The sequence below is a fragment of the Rhizobium sp. 05N430 genome (assembly GCF_056396985.1).
Genome location: NZ_JBFTMO010000005.1, coordinates 1 through 21,870, shown reverse-complemented (window position 1 = coordinate 21,870; position 21,870 = coordinate 1). Strand labels below are relative to the sequence as shown.

Annotated in this window: 20 protein-coding genes and 1 pseudogene; 2 read left to right on the top strand and 19 right to left on the bottom strand. The window is 60.8% G+C overall.

Annotated elements, in window-relative coordinates:
- Positions 1-140: 140 nt before the first annotated feature.
- From AC1DJO_RS12785 to AC1DJO_RS12715, 15 genes are all read right to left on the bottom strand, one after another.
- Complete coding sequence (locus AC1DJO_RS12785) at positions 141-560, bottom strand: helix-turn-helix domain-containing protein (protein WP_112385241.1); 420 nt, start codon at positions 558-560, stop codon at positions 141-143.
- A gap of 150 nt (positions 561-710) precedes the next feature.
- Positions 711-2,312, bottom strand: coding sequence for an apolipoprotein N-acyltransferase (gene lnt, locus AC1DJO_RS12780; protein WP_477970877.1), 1,602 nt, complete (start codon positions 2,310-2,312; stop codon positions 711-713).
- A gap of 80 nt (positions 2,313-2,392) precedes the next feature.
- The gene (locus AC1DJO_RS12775; RefSeq protein ID WP_112385243.1) at positions 2,393-3,529 is read right to left on the bottom strand and encodes a hemolysin family protein; all 1,137 of its coding nucleotides are present in this window, start codon (positions 3,527-3,529) and stop codon (positions 2,393-2,395) included.
- The gene (gene ybeY / locus AC1DJO_RS12770) at positions 3,526-4,041 is read right to left on the bottom strand and encodes an rRNA maturation RNase YbeY (RefSeq protein WP_112385244.1); all 516 of its coding nucleotides are present in this window, start codon (positions 4,039-4,041) and stop codon (positions 3,526-3,528) included. The genes AC1DJO_RS12775 and ybeY overlap by 4 nt, the downstream gene beginning before the upstream one ends.
- 4 nt (positions 4,042-4,045) lie before the next feature.
- The gene (locus tag AC1DJO_RS12765; protein ID WP_112385245.1) at positions 4,046-5,092 is read right to left on the bottom strand and encodes a PhoH family protein; all 1,047 of its coding nucleotides are present in this window, start codon (positions 5,090-5,092) and stop codon (positions 4,046-4,048) included.
- 24 nt (positions 5,093-5,116) lie between these two features.
- Complete coding sequence (miaB, locus tag AC1DJO_RS12760; protein ID WP_477970875.1) at positions 5,117-6,529, bottom strand: tRNA (N6-isopentenyl adenosine(37)-C2)-methylthiotransferase MiaB; 1,413 nt, start codon at positions 6,527-6,529, stop codon at positions 5,117-5,119.
- 49 nt (positions 6,530-6,578) lie between these two features.
- Positions 6,579-7,376: a lyso-ornithine lipid O-acyltransferase gene (gene olsA / locus AC1DJO_RS12755; RefSeq protein WP_477971261.1), complete on the bottom strand. Its 798-nt coding sequence runs from the start codon at positions 7,374-7,376 to the stop codon at positions 6,579-6,581.
- A gap of 30 nt (positions 7,377-7,406) precedes the next feature.
- Positions 7,407-7,835: a Fur family transcriptional regulator gene (locus tag AC1DJO_RS12750; RefSeq protein WP_112385248.1), complete on the bottom strand. Its 429-nt coding sequence runs from the start codon at positions 7,833-7,835 to the stop codon at positions 7,407-7,409.
- A 38-nt stretch (positions 7,836-7,873) separates the two neighbouring features.
- A complete protein-coding gene (locus AC1DJO_RS12745) occupies positions 7,874-8,374 on the bottom strand; it encodes a GNAT family N-acetyltransferase (RefSeq protein WP_442207921.1) in 501 nt (166 codons plus the stop codon).
- Positions 8,371-9,030 (bottom strand): tRNA (adenosine(37)-N6)-threonylcarbamoyltransferase complex dimerization subunit type 1 TsaB, encoded by a 660-nt coding sequence (gene tsaB, locus AC1DJO_RS12740; protein WP_310293306.1) that lies wholly within the window; start codon positions 9,028-9,030, stop codon positions 8,371-8,373. Before tsaB ends, AC1DJO_RS12745 begins: the two co-directional genes overlap by 4 nt.
- 99 nt (positions 9,031-9,129) lie before the next feature.
- A complete protein-coding gene (locus tag AC1DJO_RS12735; RefSeq protein WP_477970872.1) occupies positions 9,130-9,696 on the bottom strand; it encodes a NifU family protein in 567 nt (188 codons plus the stop codon).
- A gap of 113 nt (positions 9,697-9,809) precedes the next feature.
- Positions 9,810-10,301 carry a universal stress protein gene (locus tag AC1DJO_RS12730; RefSeq protein WP_112385250.1) on the bottom strand — a complete coding sequence of 164 codons (492 nt, stop codon included), beginning with the start codon at positions 10,299-10,301 and terminating at the stop codon, positions 9,810-9,812.
- 83 nt (positions 10,302-10,384) lie between these two features.
- Complete coding sequence (locus tag AC1DJO_RS12725; protein ID WP_477970870.1) at positions 10,385-11,344, bottom strand: hypothetical protein; 960 nt, start codon at positions 11,342-11,344, stop codon at positions 10,385-10,387.
- Between the two features lie 120 nt (positions 11,345-11,464).
- Complete coding sequence (trpS, locus tag AC1DJO_RS12720; protein ID WP_477947149.1) at positions 11,465-12,529, bottom strand: tryptophan--tRNA ligase; 1,065 nt, start codon at positions 12,527-12,529, stop codon at positions 11,465-11,467.
- Positions 12,530-12,620: 91 nt separating this feature from the next.
- The gene (locus AC1DJO_RS12715) at positions 12,621-13,022 is read right to left on the bottom strand and encodes a VOC family protein (RefSeq protein WP_477970868.1); all 402 of its coding nucleotides are present in this window, start codon (positions 13,020-13,022) and stop codon (positions 12,621-12,623) included.
- Positions 13,023-13,354: 332 nt separating this feature from the next.
- Here AC1DJO_RS12715 and AC1DJO_RS12710 point away from each other — a divergent pair, with 332 nt between their 5' ends.
- Positions 13,355-13,783, top strand: a complete 429-nt coding sequence (locus AC1DJO_RS12710; protein WP_112514100.1) for a D-Ala-D-Ala carboxypeptidase family metallohydrolase — start codon at positions 13,355-13,357, stop codon at positions 13,781-13,783.
- Positions 13,784-13,786: 3 nt separating this feature from the next.
- Here the strand turns inward: AC1DJO_RS12710 and murJ are convergent, their stop codons facing one another.
- The 4 genes from murJ to mutS all read right to left on the bottom strand — a co-directional run bounded on the left by murJ (position 13,787) and on the right by mutS (position 21,380).
- Positions 13,787-15,367 (bottom strand): murein biosynthesis integral membrane protein MurJ, encoded by a 1,581-nt coding sequence (gene murJ / locus AC1DJO_RS12705; protein WP_477970866.1) that lies wholly within the window; start codon positions 15,365-15,367, stop codon positions 13,787-13,789.
- Positions 15,364-18,255, bottom strand: a complete 2,892-nt coding sequence (locus AC1DJO_RS12700; RefSeq protein ID WP_477970864.1) for a [protein-PII] uridylyltransferase — start codon at positions 18,253-18,255, stop codon at positions 15,364-15,366. The genes murJ and AC1DJO_RS12700 overlap by 4 nt, the downstream gene beginning before the upstream one ends.
- Before the next feature lie 127 nt (positions 18,256-18,382).
- A complete protein-coding gene (locus AC1DJO_RS12695; protein ID WP_112385257.1) occupies positions 18,383-18,655 on the bottom strand; it encodes a hypothetical protein in 273 nt (90 codons plus the stop codon).
- A 10-nt stretch (positions 18,656-18,665) separates the two neighbouring features.
- Positions 18,666-21,380, bottom strand: coding sequence for a DNA mismatch repair protein MutS (gene mutS / locus AC1DJO_RS12690; protein ID WP_477971259.1), 2,715 nt, complete (start codon positions 21,378-21,380; stop codon positions 18,666-18,668).
- A 302-nt stretch (positions 21,381-21,682) separates the two neighbouring features.
- Here mutS and AC1DJO_RS12685 point away from each other — a divergent pair.
- Positions 21,683-21,870: pseudogene (locus tag AC1DJO_RS12685) on the top strand (hypothetical protein); the annotation flags it as partial.

The following is a 21,870-nucleotide window of genomic DNA, read 5'->3' as shown; positions in this document are numbered from 1 at the left end:
TCAGTTCACGCCTGAAAAACAAGCGCAGAAGGACATAAATATATCTTTATATCTGCGGTGAAATGACAAATTTTGCCTTAAAAACGTAAAAAAGGCGGCCTTTCGACCGCCTTTTCTAATTTACCTGCTTTAGGGAACGCTTAGTCGGCGTCCGCTTCCGCAGCCAGCGCCTTTACCAGTTCGACGACCTTCCGTCGAACCTTCGGATCGGAAATCTTGACGAATGCGCGGTTGAGCTGGAGACCCTCCGACGACGAAAGGAAGTCGACGACGTAGTTCGAGCTGGAAGCTTCCGCCAGACCGCTCATTCCGCCGCCATGCTCGCCTGGCGCGTCTTCGAAGAAAAAGGAAACAGGAACGTTCAGGATGCTCGAAATATTCTGCAGGCGGCTGGCGCCGACGCGGTTCGTGCCCTTTTCGTACTTCTGAATCTGCTGGAATGTAATGCCCAGGCTTTCGCCAAGTTTTTCCTGGCTCATGCCAAGCATAGTACGGCGAAGACGAATGCGACTGCCAACATGGATGTCGATCGGGTTCGGCTTCTTCTTGTTCTCAATCATGGTTGTGCCCTAACAAAAGATATTTCAACGAGTGAAACCGGCATCCCCTGAACCCATCCGTAACGCCACGTTGCAAGAGGCATTAACCCACTCTCAAGCATACGTTAACAACGCCGATCTGAACTACTATGCAATTTTAGGGGTTTTTGGTCAATTCTGCTTGAAAATAAAACCCATGCGAGAAATCAGCGCAATCATAAACAGCAACGTTTCAGTCAACCAAAAGTAGGCTTGATGTGGATAGCGCGCTGTGGAATCGCCCTGTTCGCCATCAAGAGTTGCGTCTATGAAACCGCTCTCATTGAGCCCAAGCCCGGCAATAATCTCTCCGCGTGAATTCACCAGCGCTGAAATGCCGCTATTGGCGTCGCGAATCAGCGGTAATCCTGTCTCAACTGCGCGGATTCGCGCCTGCTGAAAGTGCTGATAAGGCCCGGGCGTAGACCCAAACCATGCATCATTAGTAATATTGAGAATGGCGTTGGCCTGATTGATACCGGCCATTTCGCCGGGAAAGATGATTTCGTAGCAGATCAGCGGATATAGTGCGAGGCCACCTGGCAGGTTCAGCATTTCGCGACTTGCGGCTGCGGTAAAGCCTCCCGGCATCTCGACGATATTCTGAATGCCGAAATTATCCAGAATGTTCTCGAACGGCACATACTCGCCGAAGGGCACCAGATGCACCTTGTCGGATGCCGCGATGATCTGGCCGCGTCCATCGATGACATAGATCGAGTTATAGTAGCGCGGCGCATTTCCCGGACCGGTCTCCTCGACACGGACGGCGCCCGCAATCAGGATCTGGTTGTCGTCAAGCGTATCGGCGATCCGCGTCAAGGCATCCTGGTTGTCGGTCAGGATGAAAGGGATAGAGGTTTCCGGCCAGACGATGATGTCGGGCTTCTTGGCGCCATTCTTCGGGGCTTCCGCGGAGAGCTTCAGATGCTGTTCGAAAATCGCCGAGCGATCGGCATCGCTGTCGAGCTTGGCCGCCTGGTCGATCATCGGCTGCACCAGGCGGACGACAGGCAGGGCGGTCCCAGACGCCGGCGTTGGCTTCGGCAGATAGTAGAGGATGTAGCCGCCGTAACCGATATGCGCGGCAAACAGCAGGGCAGCGGCAAAGACACCCGTCCTGGCGCCCTGGCGGGTGCCAAGCAGCGCCGGTGCTGCAAAGACGAAGACGGAAAGCGCCGTGACGCCCATGACACCAAGCACATGGGCCGATTGCATCATCAGCGGCACCGGCATCATGCCGTAACCGATGGCATTCCACGGAAAGCCGGTGAACGCGACGCTGCGAAGCCATTCGAACAGGCCGAAACTGGCGGCTAGCGCGGCAATCCGGCCTAGACCTTCCGACCAGAAAATCCGGGCAGCGGCAGCGGCCAAGCCGTAGAAGATCGCCAGCACGGCGGGCAGCCCGAGAATGGCCAGCGGCAGCGCCCAGGCAAAGGCATCGGAATCGATCAGCAGCGCATGACCGAGCCACCAGAGACCGGCGACGAAATAGCCGAAGCCGAAAAGCCAGCCGGTGACGAAGGCCGGCCAGAGCCGGCCGATGAAGCTTGCCTCCGGCGAGGCAGCCGCGCCGTCGATCAGCCACACGAGCAGCGTGAAGGAGATGAACATCGCGGCAAAGAAGCCGATCGGGGGCAGGGCGATGACGCCGATGGCGCCCGCAAGGATTGCCAGCAACGCCCGTTTGAAACCCCAGAGCAGGATAACCCTGTCCGCAAGCCGCTCCATGCACAGTCCCCATCAAGCCGCGAATCAACCCGGCTCGCAGTCTTTCAAAAAAGCAGCTGTTTGTCGTGCCTTACGGGCGCTCAGTTTGCCGCAGAGGATTCTGCGGGCCTGTCGTCGCCCTGTTCGGAGCCGCCTGCGCCGTCTCCGTCCCTCACGCGACGGCGGATCGCCTGGCGCTTGCGGGTGATGCGGACACGCTTGATGCGCCGAGGATCGGCATCGAGAATGTGAAATTCGAAATCCGGCAGCGCCTGAACCACTTCGCCGCGGACCGGGATGCGGCCGAGTGCGGAGAAGATCAGCCCACCCAGCGTATCGACTTCGTCCACCTGTTCGGCAATGTCGAAATCCGGGCCGATCGCCGCGGCGATCTCTTCCAACTCGACGCGCGCATCGGCAACGAACATGTCTTCGGAGACGCGCTTGAACATCACCTCGTCATCGTCATGCTCGTCGTCGATATCGCCGACGACCATTTCAACGATGTCTTCGTGCGATGCCAGGCCGTCTGTGCCGCCATACTCGTCAATGACCAGCGCCATCTGCGTGCGGTTGACCTGCATGCGGCGCAGAAGGTCGGACGCCAGCATCGACGGCGGGACGAACAGGATCTTGCGGATGATGCCTGCCTCGGCCAGCGTCTTCTGCAGATCGACCCGTGCCAGATCGAAATTCGGCTTGGATGAGCGGCTGACCTTCTGGAGGTTTTCGGGCGCGATCTCGACGACCGGTTCGGCGGCTTTTGCCTTGATGCCGGTCCGGCGCTTGTTGCGCGCCTGCTTGGCGACATAGGAAAGAAGGTCGCGGATATGCACCATGCCGCGAGGATCATCGAGCGTGTCTGCGTAGACAGGCATGCGCGAGCGGCCGGACTCTTCGAACAGGATCATCAGCTCGCCGATGGTGATCGTCTGATCGACTGCCTCGATATCGGCGCGCGGCACCATCACGTCGGCAACACGAACTTCACGGAAGCGCAGGATATTGTGCAGCATCGCCCGCTCGTCGGGCGAAAAGGCGTCGTCGCCGGTATCGCTGGTCATCAGCGCGTCGGCGAGGTCCTCGCGCAGGCGCGAGCCTTGCTGTGGCCGGAGGATGCGGGCTGCGCGTGCCCAGAAAGATCGCCCGGCGTTTCTACTACTTCCACCCTCGTCAGAGGAGGAAGATTGGTCGGCATCCTTGCTGTCTGCCGTGGTCTTTGCTGAAAAGTCGCTCATGGTTCCAATTTAAGGTCTTGACCTTCGTAGGGGTCAGATAGGCCGAGATCTGCCAAAATACGAGTCTCCAACCCCTCCATAATTTCGGCTTCTGCATCATTCATATGGTCGTAGCCGAACAGATGCAAGAAACCATGCACCATCAAATGGGTCAGATGGTCTTCGAAAGGCTTCTCAAGCTCTTCCGCCTCGCGCGCCACGGTCTCCCTGGCGATGATGATGTCGCCGAGCATCGGCCCCGGAATCTTGCCCGGCGTGATCGGGTAGGCGGGAAAGGACAGGACGTTGGTCGCCTTGTCCTTCTGGCGCCATTCGGCATTGATCGCCCGGATCGACTCGTCGTCGGTGAAGACCAGCGAAACCTCGGTGGCCATCTTGGGAAACTTCTGCTTGGCACTGGCCTTGAGATAGTCCGCGGCCTTTTCCAGCACACGGTCCGTCAAAGGCTGCAACTCGTCCTCGGAAGGCCAGCCGCCTTCTTCCACGCTGATCTGAATGTCGAGTAAGGCCATAGTCCTATTTGATCGCGTCTTCTTCGCGCGCTGTGTAGGTGGCGTCATAAGCCCTGACGATGCGGCCGACAAGCGGATGACGAACGACATCGGCATCTTTGAAGCGGACGATCGAGATGCCCTCGACTTCGGTGAGCAGGTGAAGGGCCTCGACAAGGCCGGATTTCACGCCGCGCGGCAAGTCGATCTGGCTTGGGTCGCCGGTGATCATCATCCGCGAATTTTCGCCGAGACGGGTCAGGAACATCTTCATCTGCATCGATGTCGTGTTCTGCGCTTCGTCAAGGATGATTGCCGCGTTCGAAAGTGTGCGTCCGCGCATGAAGGCGAGCGGTGCGATTTCGATCACGCCCGCGGTAATCGCGCGTTCGACCTTGTCGCCCGGGATCATATCGTAGAGCGCATCATAAAGCGGGCGGAGATAGGGATCGACCTTTTCCTTCAGGTCGCCGGGCAGGAAGCCGAGGCGCTCGCCGGCTTCGACGGCCGGGCGGGTCAGGATGATCTTCTCGACCGCGCCGCGCTCCAGCAGCTGGGCGGCCTGGGCGACCGCGAGGTAGGTCTTGCCGGTACCGGCAGGGCCGACACCGAAGACCAGCTCGTTGCGCTCCAGCGCCCGCATATAGGCGTCCTGTGTCGGGGTCCGGGCAATGATGGTCTTCTTGCGCGTTGAAATCTGAGCCATGGTCAATTTGGCTTTCTTCTCCATCGTCGGCAGGCTCAACTGGTCGTCGGCCGCAACGGCCATGCGAATGGCACCCTCGACGTCGGATCGTTCCACGCTGCCGCCTTTCTGAAGTTTTTCATAGAGATAATCGAGCGTGCGCCGCGCCTGATTGGTGGTTACCACGTCGCCGGTAATGACGACGGAATTGCCGCGGGCACGCGCATCGATGTGGAGCCGCTCTTCGAGGAGCTTCAGGTTCTGATCGAACTGACCAAAAAGTTCGCTGGCGAACCGGTTGTTCTCGAACGTCAGGACAAAGTGATTGGCGTCGCTCGCAATGCGTGGGTGGCGCGGTGAAGAAGAAACCAATTCTTGTCCGTTCAAGCGGTCGAGCTCCTTTGTTGAACCTCAGCCCTCTGCAAATTCGGCAAACAGGCTGTTCGTTCCAGTTCCGGTGATTCGCACTTTAATAATGTCACCGATTTGCGATGCTTTTGCATCAACATTCACTGACTGAAGCCAGGGAGAACGCCCAATAAGCTGTCCTTCCATGCGACCGGGCTTTTCCAGCAACAGATCGATCGTTTTCCCGATGCAGGATTCGGCAAATTCCTGCTGCTGCTTCAGGAGAAGCGCCTGCAGGCGTTCGAGCCTTTCTGCCTTGACCTCTTCGGGCACTTGATCCTTCAAGTCCGCGCCGGGCGTGCCCGGCCTTGTCGAATATTTGAAGGAGAAAGCCTGCGCATATCGCACTTCCTCCACGAGTTTGAGTGTATCCTCAAAATCGCGATCTGTCTCCCCCGGGAAGCCGACGATGAAATCGCCCGATAGGGCTATGTCGGGGCGGGCGGCGCGGATGCGCTCTATCAGCGCCAGATATTCGGCAGCGGTATGACGGCGGTTCATCGCCTTCAGAATACGGTCCGATCCCGCCTGCACCGGGAGATGCAGATAGGGCATCAGCGCCCTGAGGTCGCGATGCGCGGCGATCAGCCGGTCGTCCATGTCGCGTGGATGGCTGGTGGTGTAGCGCAGCCGCGCGAGGCCGGGAATTTCAGCAAGCCGGTAGAGCAGGTCGCCGAGCGTCCATTCTTCGCCGTTCGAGCCCGTGCCGTGCCAGGCATTGACGTTCTGGCCGAGCAGCGTGATTTCGCGCACGCCGGCGTCCACAAGCTGTCTTGCTTCGTCGACGATCTGCGAAACCGGGCGCGACACTTCCGAGCCGCGCGTATAGGGCACGACACAGAACGTACAGAACTTGTCGCAGCCTTCCTGCACGGTGAGGAAAGCCGTGACGCCGCGCGAGCGGATCTTTTTCGCCTCGGCAATCGGCAGGTGCTCGAATTTGTCTTCGAGCGCATATTCCGTGTCGACGATGCGCTGGCCTTCCTTGGCCTTACGCAGCGCTTCCGGTAGGCGGTGATATGTCTGCGGGCCGATGACGACATCGACGGCGGGCGCCCGGCGCAGGATTTCCTCGCCTTCGGCCTGGGCAACGCAACCGGCAACGCCGATCATCATCTCCTTGCCCTTGGCAGCCTTTTTCTTTTTCATTTCGCGCAGGCGGCCAAGGGCGGAATAAACCTTCTCCGCCGCCTTCTCGCGGATATGACAGGTGTTGAGCAGGACGAGGTCGGCCTCTTCCATATCCTCGGTCGGCTCGTAGCCGTCGCGGGCCAGAGCGTCGCTCATCCGCGTCGAGTCATAGACGTTCATCTGACAGCCGTAGGTCTTGATGAAGACCTTGCGGCTGTTGCTGCCATCACGGAGGCTCTCGCTCGGGAGTTCCGGGGCCTGAAGAAGGGCGCTGTCTTGGGTCATGGCGCGCTATTTAGTGGTTTTTTGCCCGCTAGAAAATCGAAATCTTGCGTCAGTTGATCTCGCGTCCGCGCAGGCTGCTGTTCAGCATCGCGCGGATGCGCCGCGCGATGGTCGAACTCACGTCTTTGCGGTTCGAATCTGCGCGGTAATCGACGGGCTCGCCGAAGCGAACCTCGACATCGATGGCGCCGTTTTTCACGACGTCCATGAAATGCGGCATCAGCTCCACGTCGCCGGGCCAACCCGCGAGCGGGCGATGATAGCGGCCGAGTGCGACGCCGTGCGCCTTGGTATAGGCGATTGCCACAGGTTGAACGAAGACCGAACCGTTGGGCGAATGCGGAACCGCCATGGCGGCCGCGCCGAACAGAGACGATTTCACTTCCAGCAGGCGGTTGCCATCGGATGTCGTGCCCTCGGGAAACAGCACGACGATCTCGCCATCGGCCATGCGCCCGGCAATTTCATTGGCTTGGTTGCCGGTGTTGCGCTTTTCTTCGCGGACGATGAAGACGCTCTTTTGCAGCCTCGCAAGCTGTCCGAAGATTGGCCAGCTGCGCACTTCGGATTTGGCGATGAAGGCAACGTCGGCGACTGACGACATCACCATGATATCCATCCAGGATGCATGGTTGGCGCAGAGCATCAGCGGCCGGCGCCGTTCTAGGCTGCCGTGAACATGGACCCGGATGCCGAGTGCGCGACAGGCAATCCTGTGCCAGAACCGGGGAAGGGTGCGGCGCAGCTTCCAGTCAAAGTAGAGCGCGAGCAGCTGGAACGGCATCAGCAGCAGGCTCGCCAGCGCCACGACGATTGCGGCATAGACAATGCGCAGCCAGACCATCAGCGGGCACTCCCTGCGGCTGCGGTCATAGGATCAGCGTTCGTCTTTCTTCAGCGGTATGCCGTAGAGCTCCAGCCGGTGATCGACCAGCTTGAAGCCATGCTCGCGGGCGATGCGTTCCTGCAACGCCTCGATCTCCGGCGAGCGGAACTCAATGACGACGCCATTCTTCAGGTCGATCAGGTGATCGTGATGCTCTTCCGGTACCGTCTCGTAGCGCGAGCGGCCGTCGCGAAAATCGTGGCGGGCAATGATGCCTGCATCTTCGAACAGTTTGACGGTGCGGTAGACGGTCGAGATCGAGATTTTCGCATCGACCTTCACGGAGCGGCGATAGAGTTCCTCGACATCGGGATGGTCTTCCGATTCCTCGAGAATGCGTGCAATCACGCGACGCTGCTCGGTCATCCGCATGCCGCGTTCGGCGCAAAGCTCCTCAAGGGTCTTGGCTACGTCGGTCATTGGCGGCCTTCACAAGAGATTCCAGTTCCAAGAGGGAACTAGCGAAGAACGCGCTTCATGACAAGCGCCGTGGAAACCGCACCCTTGTCGTCCTTGTAATAGCCCCGGCGTTCGCCAACCTGCTCGAAGCCAAGCTTGCGGTAAAGACCGAGTGCCGGCACGTTGCCCGCATCGACTTCCAGGAACAGGCTTTCACCACCCCGCGCATGCGCTTCACGCATCGCCGCCTGCATCAGCCGCCAGCCGAGGCCGGAGCGCGCGGCCTTCGTCTGCACCGCGACCGTCAGGATTTCCGCCTCGCCTGCCACCTGCCGGGCAAGCACGAAACCGGGCAGAGGCTTCTTGAGGAAAGCGTTGGTCTGGCGCGCGACGAAACCGAAGACATTGTCCTGGCTGAGCAGGCTGTGAAACTCGCCGTCGCCCCAGGGGCGGGCAAATCGTTCGCCGTGGAGCACCGCAACCCCATGACAGTCGTCGCTGTCCATCGCGACAATCTCGAATTCCGGCTTAAGCGACAGATAGGCTTCCAGCATCGTCATACTCGCGCAATCGCAAACCCCGCCTGTGGCTTGGCGTCGGGTCCACGCAGATAAAGGGGCTTCGGCTTTCCGGAAGACGGATCAGCGGCAGCACCGAGGCGCGCCACGATGGAAATGGGAAATGCGTTGACATAGTCGCCAGTCAGTTCGGGCCGCAGCAGCGGCGCGGCCGAGCCGGTGATTTCGCCGTCGAAAGACGATGCGAAAGCGATGGCTTCCCCGACCGGCAAGGCGCGCGGATCATCGAGAGGCTCGCCTTCGGCCGAAAAGCTCTGGAGATAGATTTCGTCGCGCTTGGCATCCATGGCGGCGAGAACCGCGCGGCCAGGCGTCTTCAGCCGTTGTGCGGCTGCCATGGTTTCCAGCGTCGTGACGCCGACGGTTGGGATACCGAGTGCAAGAGCAAAACCGCGGGCTGCGGCCACGCCCACTCGAATGCCTGTAAAGGAGCCGGGGCCGATCGTCACGGCGATGCGTTCGACCATCGCGAGCTTCTTGCCGGCCTGCGACAATGCGCGGTCGACGATGCCCATCAGATGCTCTGCATGCCCCTTGCCAATCATCTCCGATGCCTCCCCAAGCACCGTCTCACTACCGCTGTCAAAAACAGCGGCAGCGCAATCCACACCTGCCGTGTCGAGCGCCAGAATTATCATGCCATCAATTTCCGAATAAATTCTTCCGCGCGCAGAATAAATTCATCCGGCCGTGCTGCAATAGCCCGGCCGGGTGAATTGATGCGCAAATACTGTTGTTTAGGCCGCGACGACTTCCTGCACTTCGGGAACGAAGTGGCGAAGCAGGTTCTGAACGCCATGCTTCAGCGTTGCGGTAGAGGAGGGGCAACCGGCGCAGGAGCCCTTCATGTTGAGATAGACCTTGCCGTCCTTGAAGCCGCGGAAGGTGATGTCGCCACCGTCCTGGGCCACGGCCGGACGCACACGTGTGTCCAGCAGCTCCTTGATGGTGAGGACGATCGACTCGTCGTCTGCATCGAAAAACTCGTCGCCTGCATCCGCATCCTCGGAAAGGATCGATGCATCGCCCATGACAGGCTTGCCCGACATGAAATGTTCCATGATCGAGCCGAGGATCGCCGGCTTCAGGTGCTGCCATTCGGCATTGTCCTTGGAGACGGAAATGAAATCATAGCCGAAATAGACGCCTGTCACGCCCGGGATTTCAAACAGGCGCGCAGCCAGCGGCGAGGCCTGTGCTTCGTCCGCGCTGCGGAATTCGGCCGTGCCGTTCTCCATCACCACCTTGCCCGGCAGGAACTTCTGCGTGGCGGGGTTCGGGGTGGCTTCGGTCTGAATGAACATTTCGCTCTCCATGCGGCCTAGCCGTCGCTCGGGGCCGTCTTTAGAATTCTTCAAAAGAAAATAGGCTGTTTGGCCGCGCCATTCAAGAGATAATGACTCCAGAATTGCCCTACTCAGGCAAGCGCGTCCAACTCTTCGTTCGTCAGCGTATCGGGAAGCACGGTGACGGGGATCGGAAAAGCCGCACCCTTGCCGGCAACCGAGGAGACCAGGGGGCCTGGTCCCTCTTTCGCCGAACTTGCCGCGAGCACCAGGATAGCAATATCTCGGTCTTCTTCGATCGCCAGATTGATCTGCTCGGCGGCGCTGCCTTCGCGGATAACGATTTCCGGTTCGATGCCGATCGTCTCGCGCACAACCTGCGCCGATTTGGCGACCACGGCTTCCGCCTCCTCGCGCGCTTCCGCACGCATGATCTCCTCGACCCCCAGCCACTGCTGGAAATCGCCTTCAGGAATCACGTAGACGAGGACGAGGCCGCCGTTGGAATTCTTGGCACGCCGGCCGGCATAGTGAACGGCGCGCTGGCATTCGGGTGTACCGTCGATGACCGCCATGAACTTGCGGCGATGACCTTCAAGACGGGAGAGTCGCTTTGATACCATGGCGCGGACTCTGACACCCTAACCCGAAAATTTGCAAGCCCCTCGTACGAGCGCAAGCCCTTCCGGACGGGTTCGCTCGGCACCTAGAGCTTATTGATCCTGGGGAGCCAGGCCGGCGGATCGTCGGCATGCAAAGCGAGGATCGGCTGCGATGCGATCGCGAAGCGGGCTTCCTTCCACGTCTCGAAACGTGAAGCGCCTTCACCTGCAATGCCATCGTTCTTTTTTGACCAGAGATCGAACAAAGCGCTGCCCATGCGGTCGCCGAATTTGCGGGCGAAGTCTTCGGCCTGGGGAACGAAACCGGCGACCTTCAGTCCGCTGGTGCGCGCGGAGGCGATGTAGAGGCCGAGAAGGCGCTCGATAACGAACGGCCGCATGCTCGTGTTCTTGTCGCGCGCATAATTGCCGTGGCCGATATAGGCCAGACCTGCCTGCCTGCCTGCGGCGGCCTCTTGCTCGAGAGCGTAGAGAATAGCCTCGCAATAGGAGAAGTAGCCTCTCCAGAAGCGGTCGTTTGCCACGAAATAATTGCAGAAGAAGAATGTGTCCGGGCCTTGTGGCTCGTCGACAGGGTAGCCGGTCGCGGCCAGGTAGTCGAAGATCTTGTCCATGCCGACATGGCCGGTCGCGATACCCTGATCCCAGGCGCTGAGAAAGATTGCGGCGTTGGCGAGCATCGGATTGTAGGCATAGCAGTCGAAACCGGCGCGTTGCGCTTCGCTCGCCTGAGATACGAAATGGGAAAATGGCGTGGCAGCCTTCAACGCGAACTTGCTGGAAACAAGACCCCAGAAGGCGGAAGGGTCGAACCCGATGGCTCTATGGTGATCGTAGAGCGTCCGGAACAGCTCGTATTCGCGCGTCGCGGCCTCGGTATTGAACGATATGTCGAGCGGCACGGCCTGCGGATCCAGCGAGGCGAGCTGCTGATCGTTCAGATAGGGCTGGTATACGAGGCATCCGTTCGCGGCGACCTTGGCCTTCAGCAGTTCGACGTCCGGCAAATGCGCCGCACCTGGAGTGGAGGCAGACGGGGTCATGGATGTTCCTTGCAGCGCGTCAGCGTTGGATGATCGTCCGGACTGTCCGGACAATGCTGGAAATCCATGGCAGGCAAAGCTTGAGCCGGGCTGACAACGCCCGGCTCGAACAATGTTTGCCTAGTAAAGAAATCCGATGATGTCGCGGACGTCCTTCATCGTGGCTTCGGCGCGGGCGCGGGCGCGCTCGCCGCCGTTGCGCAGGATCGTGTCGATATGGGTCGTGTCGTCCATCAACCGGCGCATCTCGCCCGTGATCGGCGCAAGAACCTGCACCGACAGATCGATAAGGGCCGGCTTGAAGACCGAGAACTGCTGACCGCCGAATTCGGCAAGAACTTCCGCCTTCGTCTTGTCGGCGAGCGCGGCATAGATGCCGACGAGGTTGTCGGCTTCCGGGCGGCCCTTCAGGCCCTCGATTTCGCTCGGCAAGCCATCGGGATCGGTCTTTGCCTTGCGGATCTTCTTGGAGATCGCCTCTTCGTCGTCCATCAAATTGATGCGCGACAGGTCGGACGGATCGGATTTCGACATCTTCTTCGTGCCGTCGCGCAGCGACATGACCCGCGGCGCCGGACCATCGATCAGCGGCTCGACCATCGGGAAATAGGCGTGAACAGGCTCGTTGCCGACCACGATATCGGTGCCATGACCGGCCCGGCGGATGTGATCCTGATAATCCAGATTGAACTTCATGGCGATGTCGCGCGCCAGCTCCAGGTGCTGCTTCTGATCGTCGCCAACAGGCACATGGGTTCCGCGATAGACGAGGATGTCGGCTGCCATCAGGCTCGGATAGGCAAGTAGGCCAAGCGAGGCATTCTCGCGGTCCTTGCCGGCCTTGTCCTTGAACTGCGTCATGCGGTTCATCCAGCCGATACGGGCGACGCAATTGAAGACCCAGGCAAGCTCGGCATGTTGTGGTACGGCGGACTGATTGAAGACGATATGCTTTTCGGGGTCGATGCCGGCGGCGATGAAGGCAGCAGCGATCGAACGGATCTGGCCGCGCAGGTCCTCGTGAACCAGCTGCGCGGTGATCGAGTGGAGGTCAACGACGCAATAGATGCAATCATTGCCGTCCTGCAGCGCTACGAACTTGCGGATCGCGCCGAGATAATTGCCGAGATGGAGATTGCCGGTCGGCTGAACGCCGGAGAATACGAGCTTCTTGAATTCGCCCATGATGATGTCCTCGATTAGGCTGGTGGAGGGCCCCAGGGCACGACGCCCATGTTGCTAACGGGCGCGCTTATGCACGCGTCAAACGCGGCAATCAAGAGCCTGCTGGTGCGGCGTGTTGGATGAGGTCGAAGGTGTTGCCGTAGGGATCCGAAAACACGGCGACGGTGCCATAAATCTCGTGCCGCGGCTCCTCTAGAAAGCGAACGCCGGCTGCAGTCATTCCCGCATGGTCGCGCGCGAAATCGTCGGTCTTCAGGAAGAAGCCGACGCGCCCTCCGGTCTGGTTGCCAATCGCGGTCTTCTGCCGCTCGTCCGCGGCCTGCGCAAGCAGGAAGGCCGCACCTTCGCCGCCGCGCGGCTTGACCACGACCCAGCGCTTGCCGTCCGGCATCGCCTCATCCTGCAGGCAGTCGAAGCCGAGCGAACCACAATAGAAAGCCTTCGCGCGATCATAGTCATCGACAACAAGCGTGACGAGAAACAGCGACTGCATGGGTCCGGGCTCCTGATTCAAGGCATCTCAACGGGATGAAGGCTCCCTTCTTAAACTTTTTTCAGCCGCCGAGCCGCATTTTTTGCGCGCCGGAAGCGATTTCGGATGGGCTATGCGCGCAAGGGGCAAAGCCTTGATTCCGTTTTGGGTGTCAGGAGTATTTTATACTCATTTATAGCTATGTTGAAAATGTGAATATCCTATAAATGAGGTATTTTCACATTTTCAATTGGTAGAAAATTTCACAAAATGGTCACAATTGAAACCAACGTTCCTGGCGCCATCCGGCCGGGCGCTGCCCTTTCAGCCCGGCCCTTTCCGGAGGGACGTCGATGCACACCATTCTATCCCTGGCGCTCGCCAGTCTTTTCGCCGTGTCTTGTTGCTTGAATGCCAATGCCCAGACCGCCAAGAAGCCATCCGTCAGGCTGCTCAAGAATGCCGCCACATCCGCCTACACGGTGCAGACCGTCAGCGTCCGTGTCGGCTGCTTTCCGCCGCGCCTGAGAGGAATTCTCGCCCATATCGCCGCCAAGACCGGCAGGCGCCCGATGGTCACATCTGGCTTCAGGCCGCGTTCCGGCCGGTCGCACTCCCAGCACCGGCATTGCAACGCCGCCGATATCCGGGTGCCCGGCGTTTCCGAGCGGGTGGTTATTGCCGCCGCTCAGAGCGCACCGGGCATCGGTGGTATCGGCCGCTACTGCAACGGCATCGTCCATGTCGATACCGGGCCGAAGCGGCGATGGACCTACTGTTGAGCCTCAGCCTTCGGTGGAAGGTGCCGGCTTGCGGTTGAGGTTGCGGCGGATCATGCCGAGATCGGCGCCGCCGATCAGGAATGCCGTGGCGAAATAGACGATCATCGAGATCGCAATCAGCAGTCCCAGCGTGCCGATCTTGGTCGTCAGATGAGCGCTTGAGGCGAGCCACGGCTCCCAGCGATGTTGCAGATAGATGATGACGCCACCCATGACGGCGGCCGAGACGACGAGCAGCGTAGCGCGTCGTGCCAGCGCCCATTCCCACGCGAGGTGGCCTCGCCGGATGAGGGTAGTGAACAGCAGAACCGTGCTGATCCAGCCCGCCGTCGCCTCGGCAACCGCGATGCCGGGAGCGCCGAGATGCGGGAAAAGCGTCAGCGCTGTCGCGCAGTTGACGCCGACGGCAACAGCTGAAAACCGCATCGGCGTCTTGGTGTCCTCGCGGGCGTAGAAGCCCGGCTGCAAGGCCTTGATCAGTACGAAAGCCGGAAGGCCGATACCGTAGATCGCCAGGATCGAGCCGACGATCGCGGTGTTTTCCTGGTGGAATGCGCCACGCTCGTAGAGCACGCGGATGATCTCGTCGGAGAGAATCCATAGGGCGAAGGCCGCCGGAATTGTCAGGAACAGCACGAATTCGATCGAGCGGTTCTGCAGGTTGCCGGCCTCGCGCAGATTGCCGCCCTTCAGAGCCCGCGCTAGCTCCGGCAGCAGGACGACGCCGACCGCGACGCCGACGACACCGAGCGGCAGCTGATAGATGCGGTCGGCATATTGAAGCGCCGCAATCGCGCCTTCGCGCGACGAGGCAATCGCCTGGCCGATCATCTGGTTGATCTGCGTGATACCGCCGGTGACGGCTGCGGGAACCGCGAGGATCAGCAACCGCTTGACGTTGGGCGTCATGCGCGGACGGCGCAGGCCGATACTCATGCCGGCATGGAGGACGCCGATATAGACGACGGCGAGCTGCAGGATACCCGCCGCCAGAACGCCCCAGGAAAGGTACCAGGCCGTCTGCAGCGGCTCGGAGCCCGTGTAGAGCGCATAAAACAGCGCGCCGATCATGACGACGTTGAGGAAAACAGGGGCAACCGCGGCGGCAAAGAAGTGATGCAGCGAATTCAGCATCCCGCTCATCATCGCCGTCAGCGACATGCACATCAGATACGGGAACATCACAGCCGCCATGCGCACGGTGATCGAAAACTTGTCCGGATCGTCGGTGAAGCCAGGCGCGATGATGAAGCGCACCAGAAGCGGCATGCAGAGCTCCATCACGATGGTGATGAGCAGCAGTACCGAGAAGAGTACGCCGAAGACTTCTTCCGAAAAACGCTTGGCGCCATCGGTACCGTTTGCCTCGATTTCCTTGGCAAACAGTGGCACGAAGGCGGCATTGAATGCGCCCTCGGCAAACAGCCGTCGGAAGAGGTTCGGAAAGCGGAAGGCGGCGTAGAACACGTCGGCCATCGGCCCGGTGCCGAGGGCGGCGGCCATCAGCGTTTCGCGGGCAAAACCGAAGATACGGCTGCCGAGGGTGGCGCCGCCGACGGTGGCAAATTTCTTGACGAGGCTCATGCGGGCGAACCGGCTTTCTTGTCGTTCGGCTGCGAAGTCCTGGTGGCAGCAGGCGCGATGATGCCCGAAGGCATGCGCTCGCGCAGTTCGTCCTCCTCGCCCGCCATGACGGCTTTCAGCCGGGCGGTGATGTTGGAGCGCTTGCTGTCGCTGGTGATCTTCTGACCGACGAGGTCTGTGACGTAGAAGGTATCGATCACCTTCTCTCCGAATGTTGTGATGCGGGCGGATTGAATGTCGAGTGACAGATCGGACAGCACGGCGGTGATTTCCGACAGCAGACCGGCGCGGTCGAGGCATTCGACCTCGATGACGGTGAACTTGTTCGACAGGTTGTTGGTGATGTTGACCGACGGCGGAATGACGAAAGCCTTGCTCTTCTTGCGGTTCTTGGTGCGTGTCGCGATGACTTCAGGCAGCCGCTTGCGGCCCGAAAGCACGTCCTCGATCATCCGGCCGATCGTCGCCGCACGGCGCAGCTCGTCTTCGTCGTTGGGAAATTCGCGGCTCACATGGATCGTGTCGAGCGCGCGTCCGTCCGATGTCGTGAAGATCTGTGCATCAACGATATTCGCTCCGGCCGCTGCGCAGGCGCCGGCGATGACGGCAAGCAGGCGCGGATGGTCGGGCGAAAGCACGGTGATCTCAGTGATCGCATGGAAGCTGTCGGTCCGAACGGTGGTCGCCAGCGCCTGACCGGCCTTGTCGGTCTGGCGGATGAAATGCGCATGGCGCACCTGGTCTTCCAGCGGAACGGAAAGCAGGTAGGGCTGGTAGTGCAGCTTCGTATAGGTCTTGCGGTCCTTTTGCGTCCAGTCGGAGAGCGCGTTGAACAATGCCTCGGCGGCGAAGCCGGCACGCTCCTTGCGTGACACTTCGGAGAAGCCGCCGGCGAGCAGCAGTTCGGTCTCGTAATAGAGCGTGCGCAGCAGCTGGCCCTTCCAGCCGTTCCAGACACCGGGGCCGACAGCGCGGATATCGCAGATCGTCAGGATCAGCAGCATCTTCAACCGTTCCAGCGACTGCACGCGATCGGCAAAATCGGTGATCGTCTTGCGGTCCGTCAGATCGCGGGTCTGGGCGACCATCGACATCGTCAGATGTTCCTCGATCAGCCAGACGACCGTCTCCGTCTGCTTTTGCGACAGGCCGAAGCGCGTGCAGAGTTTGCGGGCAACGCGCGCGCCTGCAATCGAGTGATCTTCTTGGCGGCCCTTGGCGATGTCATGCAGCAGCACCGCGACATAGAGCGACTCACGGTCCTCGATGCCCGGCATCAGCTTGTTGGAAAGCGGGTGCAGCTCCTCGGCCTTGCCCTTGTCGATTTCCGACAGAACGTCGACGCTGCGGATCAGATGCTCGTCCACCGTATAGTGGTGATACATGTTGAATTGCATCATCGCGACGATCTTGCCGAACTCGGGAATGAAGCGGCCAAGCACGCCGGCCTCGTTCATCCGCCGCAGGATCAGCGCAGGATCGCGGTGTGATGTCAGGATCGACAGGAAAAGCCGGTTCGCATCCTCGTTGTCGCGCAGATCGTTGTCGATCAGGCCGAGCGAGCGGCTGACCCGCTTCAGGGCATCGGGATGGAATTCCAGTCCATTCAGATCGGCCACATGGAAGAGCCGGATGATGGCGACAGGGTCACGCTTGAATACCTCAGGATCGGCAAGCGTAATGCGGCCGCGATCCTCGACGAATTCCGCACTTCCGGCGATCTTGCGGGTCCGGTGCGTGAAGCGGCTCAGCACGCCGCTCAATCCCGGGGTCGACTTCGCCTGCTGGTCTTCGAGCGCGGCGCAGAGAATGCGCGTCAGGTCACCGACATCCTTGGCCACCAGAAAGTAGTGCTTCATGAAGCGCTCGACGGCCGAAAGGCCAGGGCGCGGCTGATAGCCCAGCGCTTCGGCAATCTCGCGCTGGATGTCGAAGGAAAGCCTCTCTTCCGCCTTGTTGGTCAAGAAGTGCATGTGGCAGCGCACGGCCCACAGGAAATCCTCGGCGCGCATCAGCAGCCGGTATTCCTGCTTCGAGAGAACGCCAAGCTTGATGAGCTCGGCGGGATCGCGGACATGATAATAGTATTTCGAAATCCAGAAGAGCGTGTGCAGGTCGCGCAGACCGCCTTTGCCTTCCTTGACGTTGGGCTCGACGAGATAGCGCGTGTCGCCCGCCTTGCGGTGGCGCTCGTCGCGCTCGGCAAGCTTGGCGGCGATGAATTCCGGGCCGGTGCCGGTGACGATTTCCTTGTCGAAGCGCGCTTCGAGATCGGTCTCCAGCGATTGGAGGCCGCAGATATAGCGCATTTCGAGGATCGCCGTGCGTATGGTCATATCGGATTTCGACAGCGCGATACATTCTTCGACCGTGCGGGTCGCGTGGCCGACTTTGAAGCCCATGTCCCAGAGGATGTAGAGCATGAACTCCACGGCCTTGTGGGTCTCCTCGCCCGGCTTCGGCAGGAAGAGGAACAGCAGGTCGATATCGGAGCCCGGCGCCAGCGTGTCGCGGCCATAGCCGCCGACCGCGGTCACCGCGAACTTGTCCTTCTGCTTCGGAAAGACGTGAGTGATCGCGAAATTGTAGAGGACCGCGATGATCTGGTCCTGAAGCCAGGAGATGCGGTAGGCGCAATTCAGCCCGCTGCCGTCTTCCGAAAGCAGCGTCCGGGCTTTCTGGCGGCCCTCTGTGCTTGCTTTCTTGAGAAGCGCCAGAAGGTCGGAGCGCAGTAAATCCGGCCGGTTCCTGTTCGCCTCGGCGACGGCGTCGCATTGGCTCTGCAGATACGCGGTGTCGAGAATGCTGGAAAAGTCGATGTCCTGCTTCGCCATGCTCTGTTCGCGCGGCGCGGCTTGATCGTTCTGCGCCTCTCGTTTCGTCTGCATGCGCTATAGCCTCTCTGCCCGGCGAATGACACCGGCTTCATACCTCAAGAACCTTTAATTTTGGCGAAAAGGTGTTGGCGCGGGCTGTGGCGAGGCGGTTTGCCGCAAGTTCGGCGGGCGCCGGCTTTCAGGCGGCCTGGGCCTGGACCGAATACAGCACCTGCCGGGCTTCACCGGTGATCGCCTCGAGCGTCGGCCTGTCGCATTCGCGGTATCCCGCCTTGGCGATCATCGACGCCAGTTCGCAGATCAGTGCGCAGCTGCGCGTCACTTCCAGAAGGCCATAGGGCGAGTTCCAGCCGCGCGGATTGCCGTGCTCGTCGGCCTTGCGCAGCGCCTCGAGGATCGTGAACATATCGGAAAGCCGCTGTGTCTCGCGGACAAGGCTGCGCATGAACATCCGGCGGCTCCTACTTCACTTGCTTCTTCAGGGCGTAAAGCGCGTCCAGCGCCTCGCGCGGCGTCATGTCATCGAGGCTCATGCCCTTCAGCGATTCCTCGACCTTTGACGGGCCGCGATTGCCATCTTCGCGGCGCACCGCCACCTGGAAAAGCGGCAGGTCGTCGATCAGCTGGCTCGCCGGGTTCTTGCGGTCGGCGTCTTCCAGACGCGTCAGCACGTCGCGCGCGCGAGCAACCACCGAGGCCGGCAATCCGGCCAGCCGCGCAACTTGGATGCCATAGGAGCGATCCGCCGCGCCCGGGCCGACTTCATGCAGGAAGATGACGTCGCCATCCCATTCCTTCACGCGCATCGTGGCGTTCGATAGCCGGGCAAGCTTTTCGGACAGAACCGTCAGCTCGTGAAAATGCGTGGCAAAAAGGCCTCGGCACCGGTTGGCTTCATGCAGATGCTCGACGGCAGCCCAGGCGATCGACAGGCCGTCGAACGTCGCCGTTCCTCGACCGATCTCATCGAGGATCACGAGCGAGCGCTCCGTAGCCTGATTGAGGATCGCCGCGGTCTCGACCATCTCGACCATGAAGGTCGAGCGGCCACGGGCGAGGTCGTCGGATGCGCCGACGCGCGAAAACAGTCGATCAACGATGCCGATATGCGCCGATGCCGCCGGGACGAAACAGCCCATCTGCGCCAGGATCGCAATCAGGGCATTCTGGCGCAGGAAGGTCGATTTACCGCCCATGTTCGGGCCGGTGAGCAGCCAGATGGCGCCGTCCTTGCCATCGGAAGCGGGAGACAGATCGCAATTGTTGGCGACGAAAGGCCCGGACGACTGGCGGCGCAGCGCTTGCTCGACGACAGGATGCCTGCCACCTTCGATCGCAAACATCTTCGAGCCATCGACCATCGGGCGGCAATAGGCCTGCTCGTCGGCGAGCAGGGCCAAGGCCGCGGCAACGTCGATGATCGCGAGCGCCCGGGCGCCAGCCTTGATAGCTTCGGCCTCGGCAACGACGGCCGCGGTCATCCGGTCGAAGGCCTTCAGCTCGATCTGCAGCGCCCGGTCGGCGGCGTTGGCAATACGGCTTTCGAGATCGGCAAGCTCGGTCGTCGTGAAACGCATGGCATTGGCCATCGTCTGGCGATGGATGAAGCGCGCCTTGGCTTCGGCGGTATCCGTCATCGGCCCGGCATTGCCCGCCGTCACCTCGATGAAATAGCCGAGCACATTGTTGTGCTTGATCTTTAGCGACTTGATGCCGGTCTCATCTGCATATTGCAGCTGCAGTCCGGCAATCACGCGGCGGGACTGGTCGCGCAGTGCCCGGACTTCGTCGAGCTCGGCATCCGCACCATCGCGCAGGAAGCCGCCATCGCGCTTCAGCAGCGGCAATTCGTCGGCCAGCGTCTCGCCGAGCAGGGCTTCCAGCGCGGGCGGAAGCGCACTAAGCTCGGTCGAGGCGCTATCGAGTTCTGCGGGTAACAGGGCATCCGAAAGACGGCGCGCCAGTGCGCTGGCGGCACCAAGGCCCTGGCGGATCGCCCAGAGGTCGCGCGGTCCGCCGCGATCGAGCGCCAGGCGGGAGAGTGCACGCGGCATATCCGGCACGTGCTTCAAGGCATCCCTCAGATCGCCGCAAAGCGATGGCTCCTCGATCAGGAAGCCGATCGAATCCAGCCGCTCGTTGATCCTTACGGGATCGGTCAGCGGCGACATCAGCCGCTCGGCGAGCAACCGTGCGCCACCACCGGTGACCGTCCGGTCGATAGCCTTCAGAAGCGATCCGTTGCGGTCTCCCGAGAGTGTCTTTGCCAGTTCGAGATTGGCGCGCGTCGCCGGATCAATGAACAGCGTCGAAGCGCCGCTCTCGCGCTCGGGCTTTCCAAGTGGCGGCCGCTCGGCGATTTGGGTCTTCTCGACATAGGCGACAGCGGCGGCTGCAGCCGCAAGTTCGGCCCGCGAGAAAGTCCCGAAGCCATCGAGCGTCGAGACCCCGAAATAGCGGGTGATGCGGCCCTCGGCCGTGGCGCTGTCGAACAGCACGCCCGGCTGCGGCACAGCGACCCGGCCAAGCACGTCGAAGACAGGCTTCAGTTCCGGGTCGTAGAACATCGTATCCGGGACGATCAGCTCGCGCGGTTCGATGCGCAGGATATCGGCGAGCAGGCGGGAGGCCTCTGTTTCGGCGAGACGGAAAACACCGGTTGAAATGTCGATCCAGGCAAGGGCCATCAGCGGTTCGGATGCGCCGCGGATACGAGTGAGCGCCATCAGATAATTCGATTCCGATGGCGAGAGCAGTTTCTCTTCGGTGATCGTGCCCGGGGTCACAAGGCGGATGACGTCGCGCTTGACGACTGATTTCGAGCCCCGCTTCTTGGCCTCCGCCGGATCTTCGACCTGCTCGCAGACGGCAACGCGGAAGCCGAGCCCGATCAGCCGCTGCAGGTAGTCGTCGGCCGCATGAACGGGAACGCCACACATCGGGATATCCTGACCCATATGCTGGCCGCGCTTTGTCAGCGTGATGCCGAGCGCGCGGGAGGCATCGAGCGCGTCCTCGAAGAACAGCTCGTAGAAATCGCCCATGCGGTAGAACAGCAGCGAGTCCGGATTGTTCGCCTTGATCTCGATGAACTGCTCCATCATCGGCGTCGCCGAGGCGCGGCTTTCCTCCGTCGAAAGTTCGGCAGCCGAAAAGGCTTCGTGTCGAGGATCCATTCTGTCGTTCACGTCGGTCGGCTTTTCCCTAAAAAACAGGTGCCACCCTATCGAAGCGCGGCTATAGAAGACAACAGCTATCGGGAAATGGGAGCCGTTAGCCCACAGGAGGATTGAGGGAGGTATTCGGCGAACCGCGAGGTCAGGAACCCCTTGAGGGGACACCTGTCAGCTCCGGCGGATATTTTAATCGATTGTAGCCGTACGGCTTTTTCGCAAGGCGTCGTGTCGGCCCAAATAAGCGTGTCTATAGAGGGATAACGGCGCAATCGAAGATGGTTGCCAGGAGATTTGGAGGACATATGCCCGACATGAACAGCAAGCAGCGCCCCGCCAACGGCATCACCGACAAGGAAGCACTGGACTTCCACTCTATGGGGCGGCCGGGCAAGCTCGAGGTCAATCCAACCAAGCCGATGGCGACACAGCGTGATCTCTCATTGGCCTATTCGCCTGGTGTCGCCGTTCCGGTCAAGGCGATCGCCGCCGA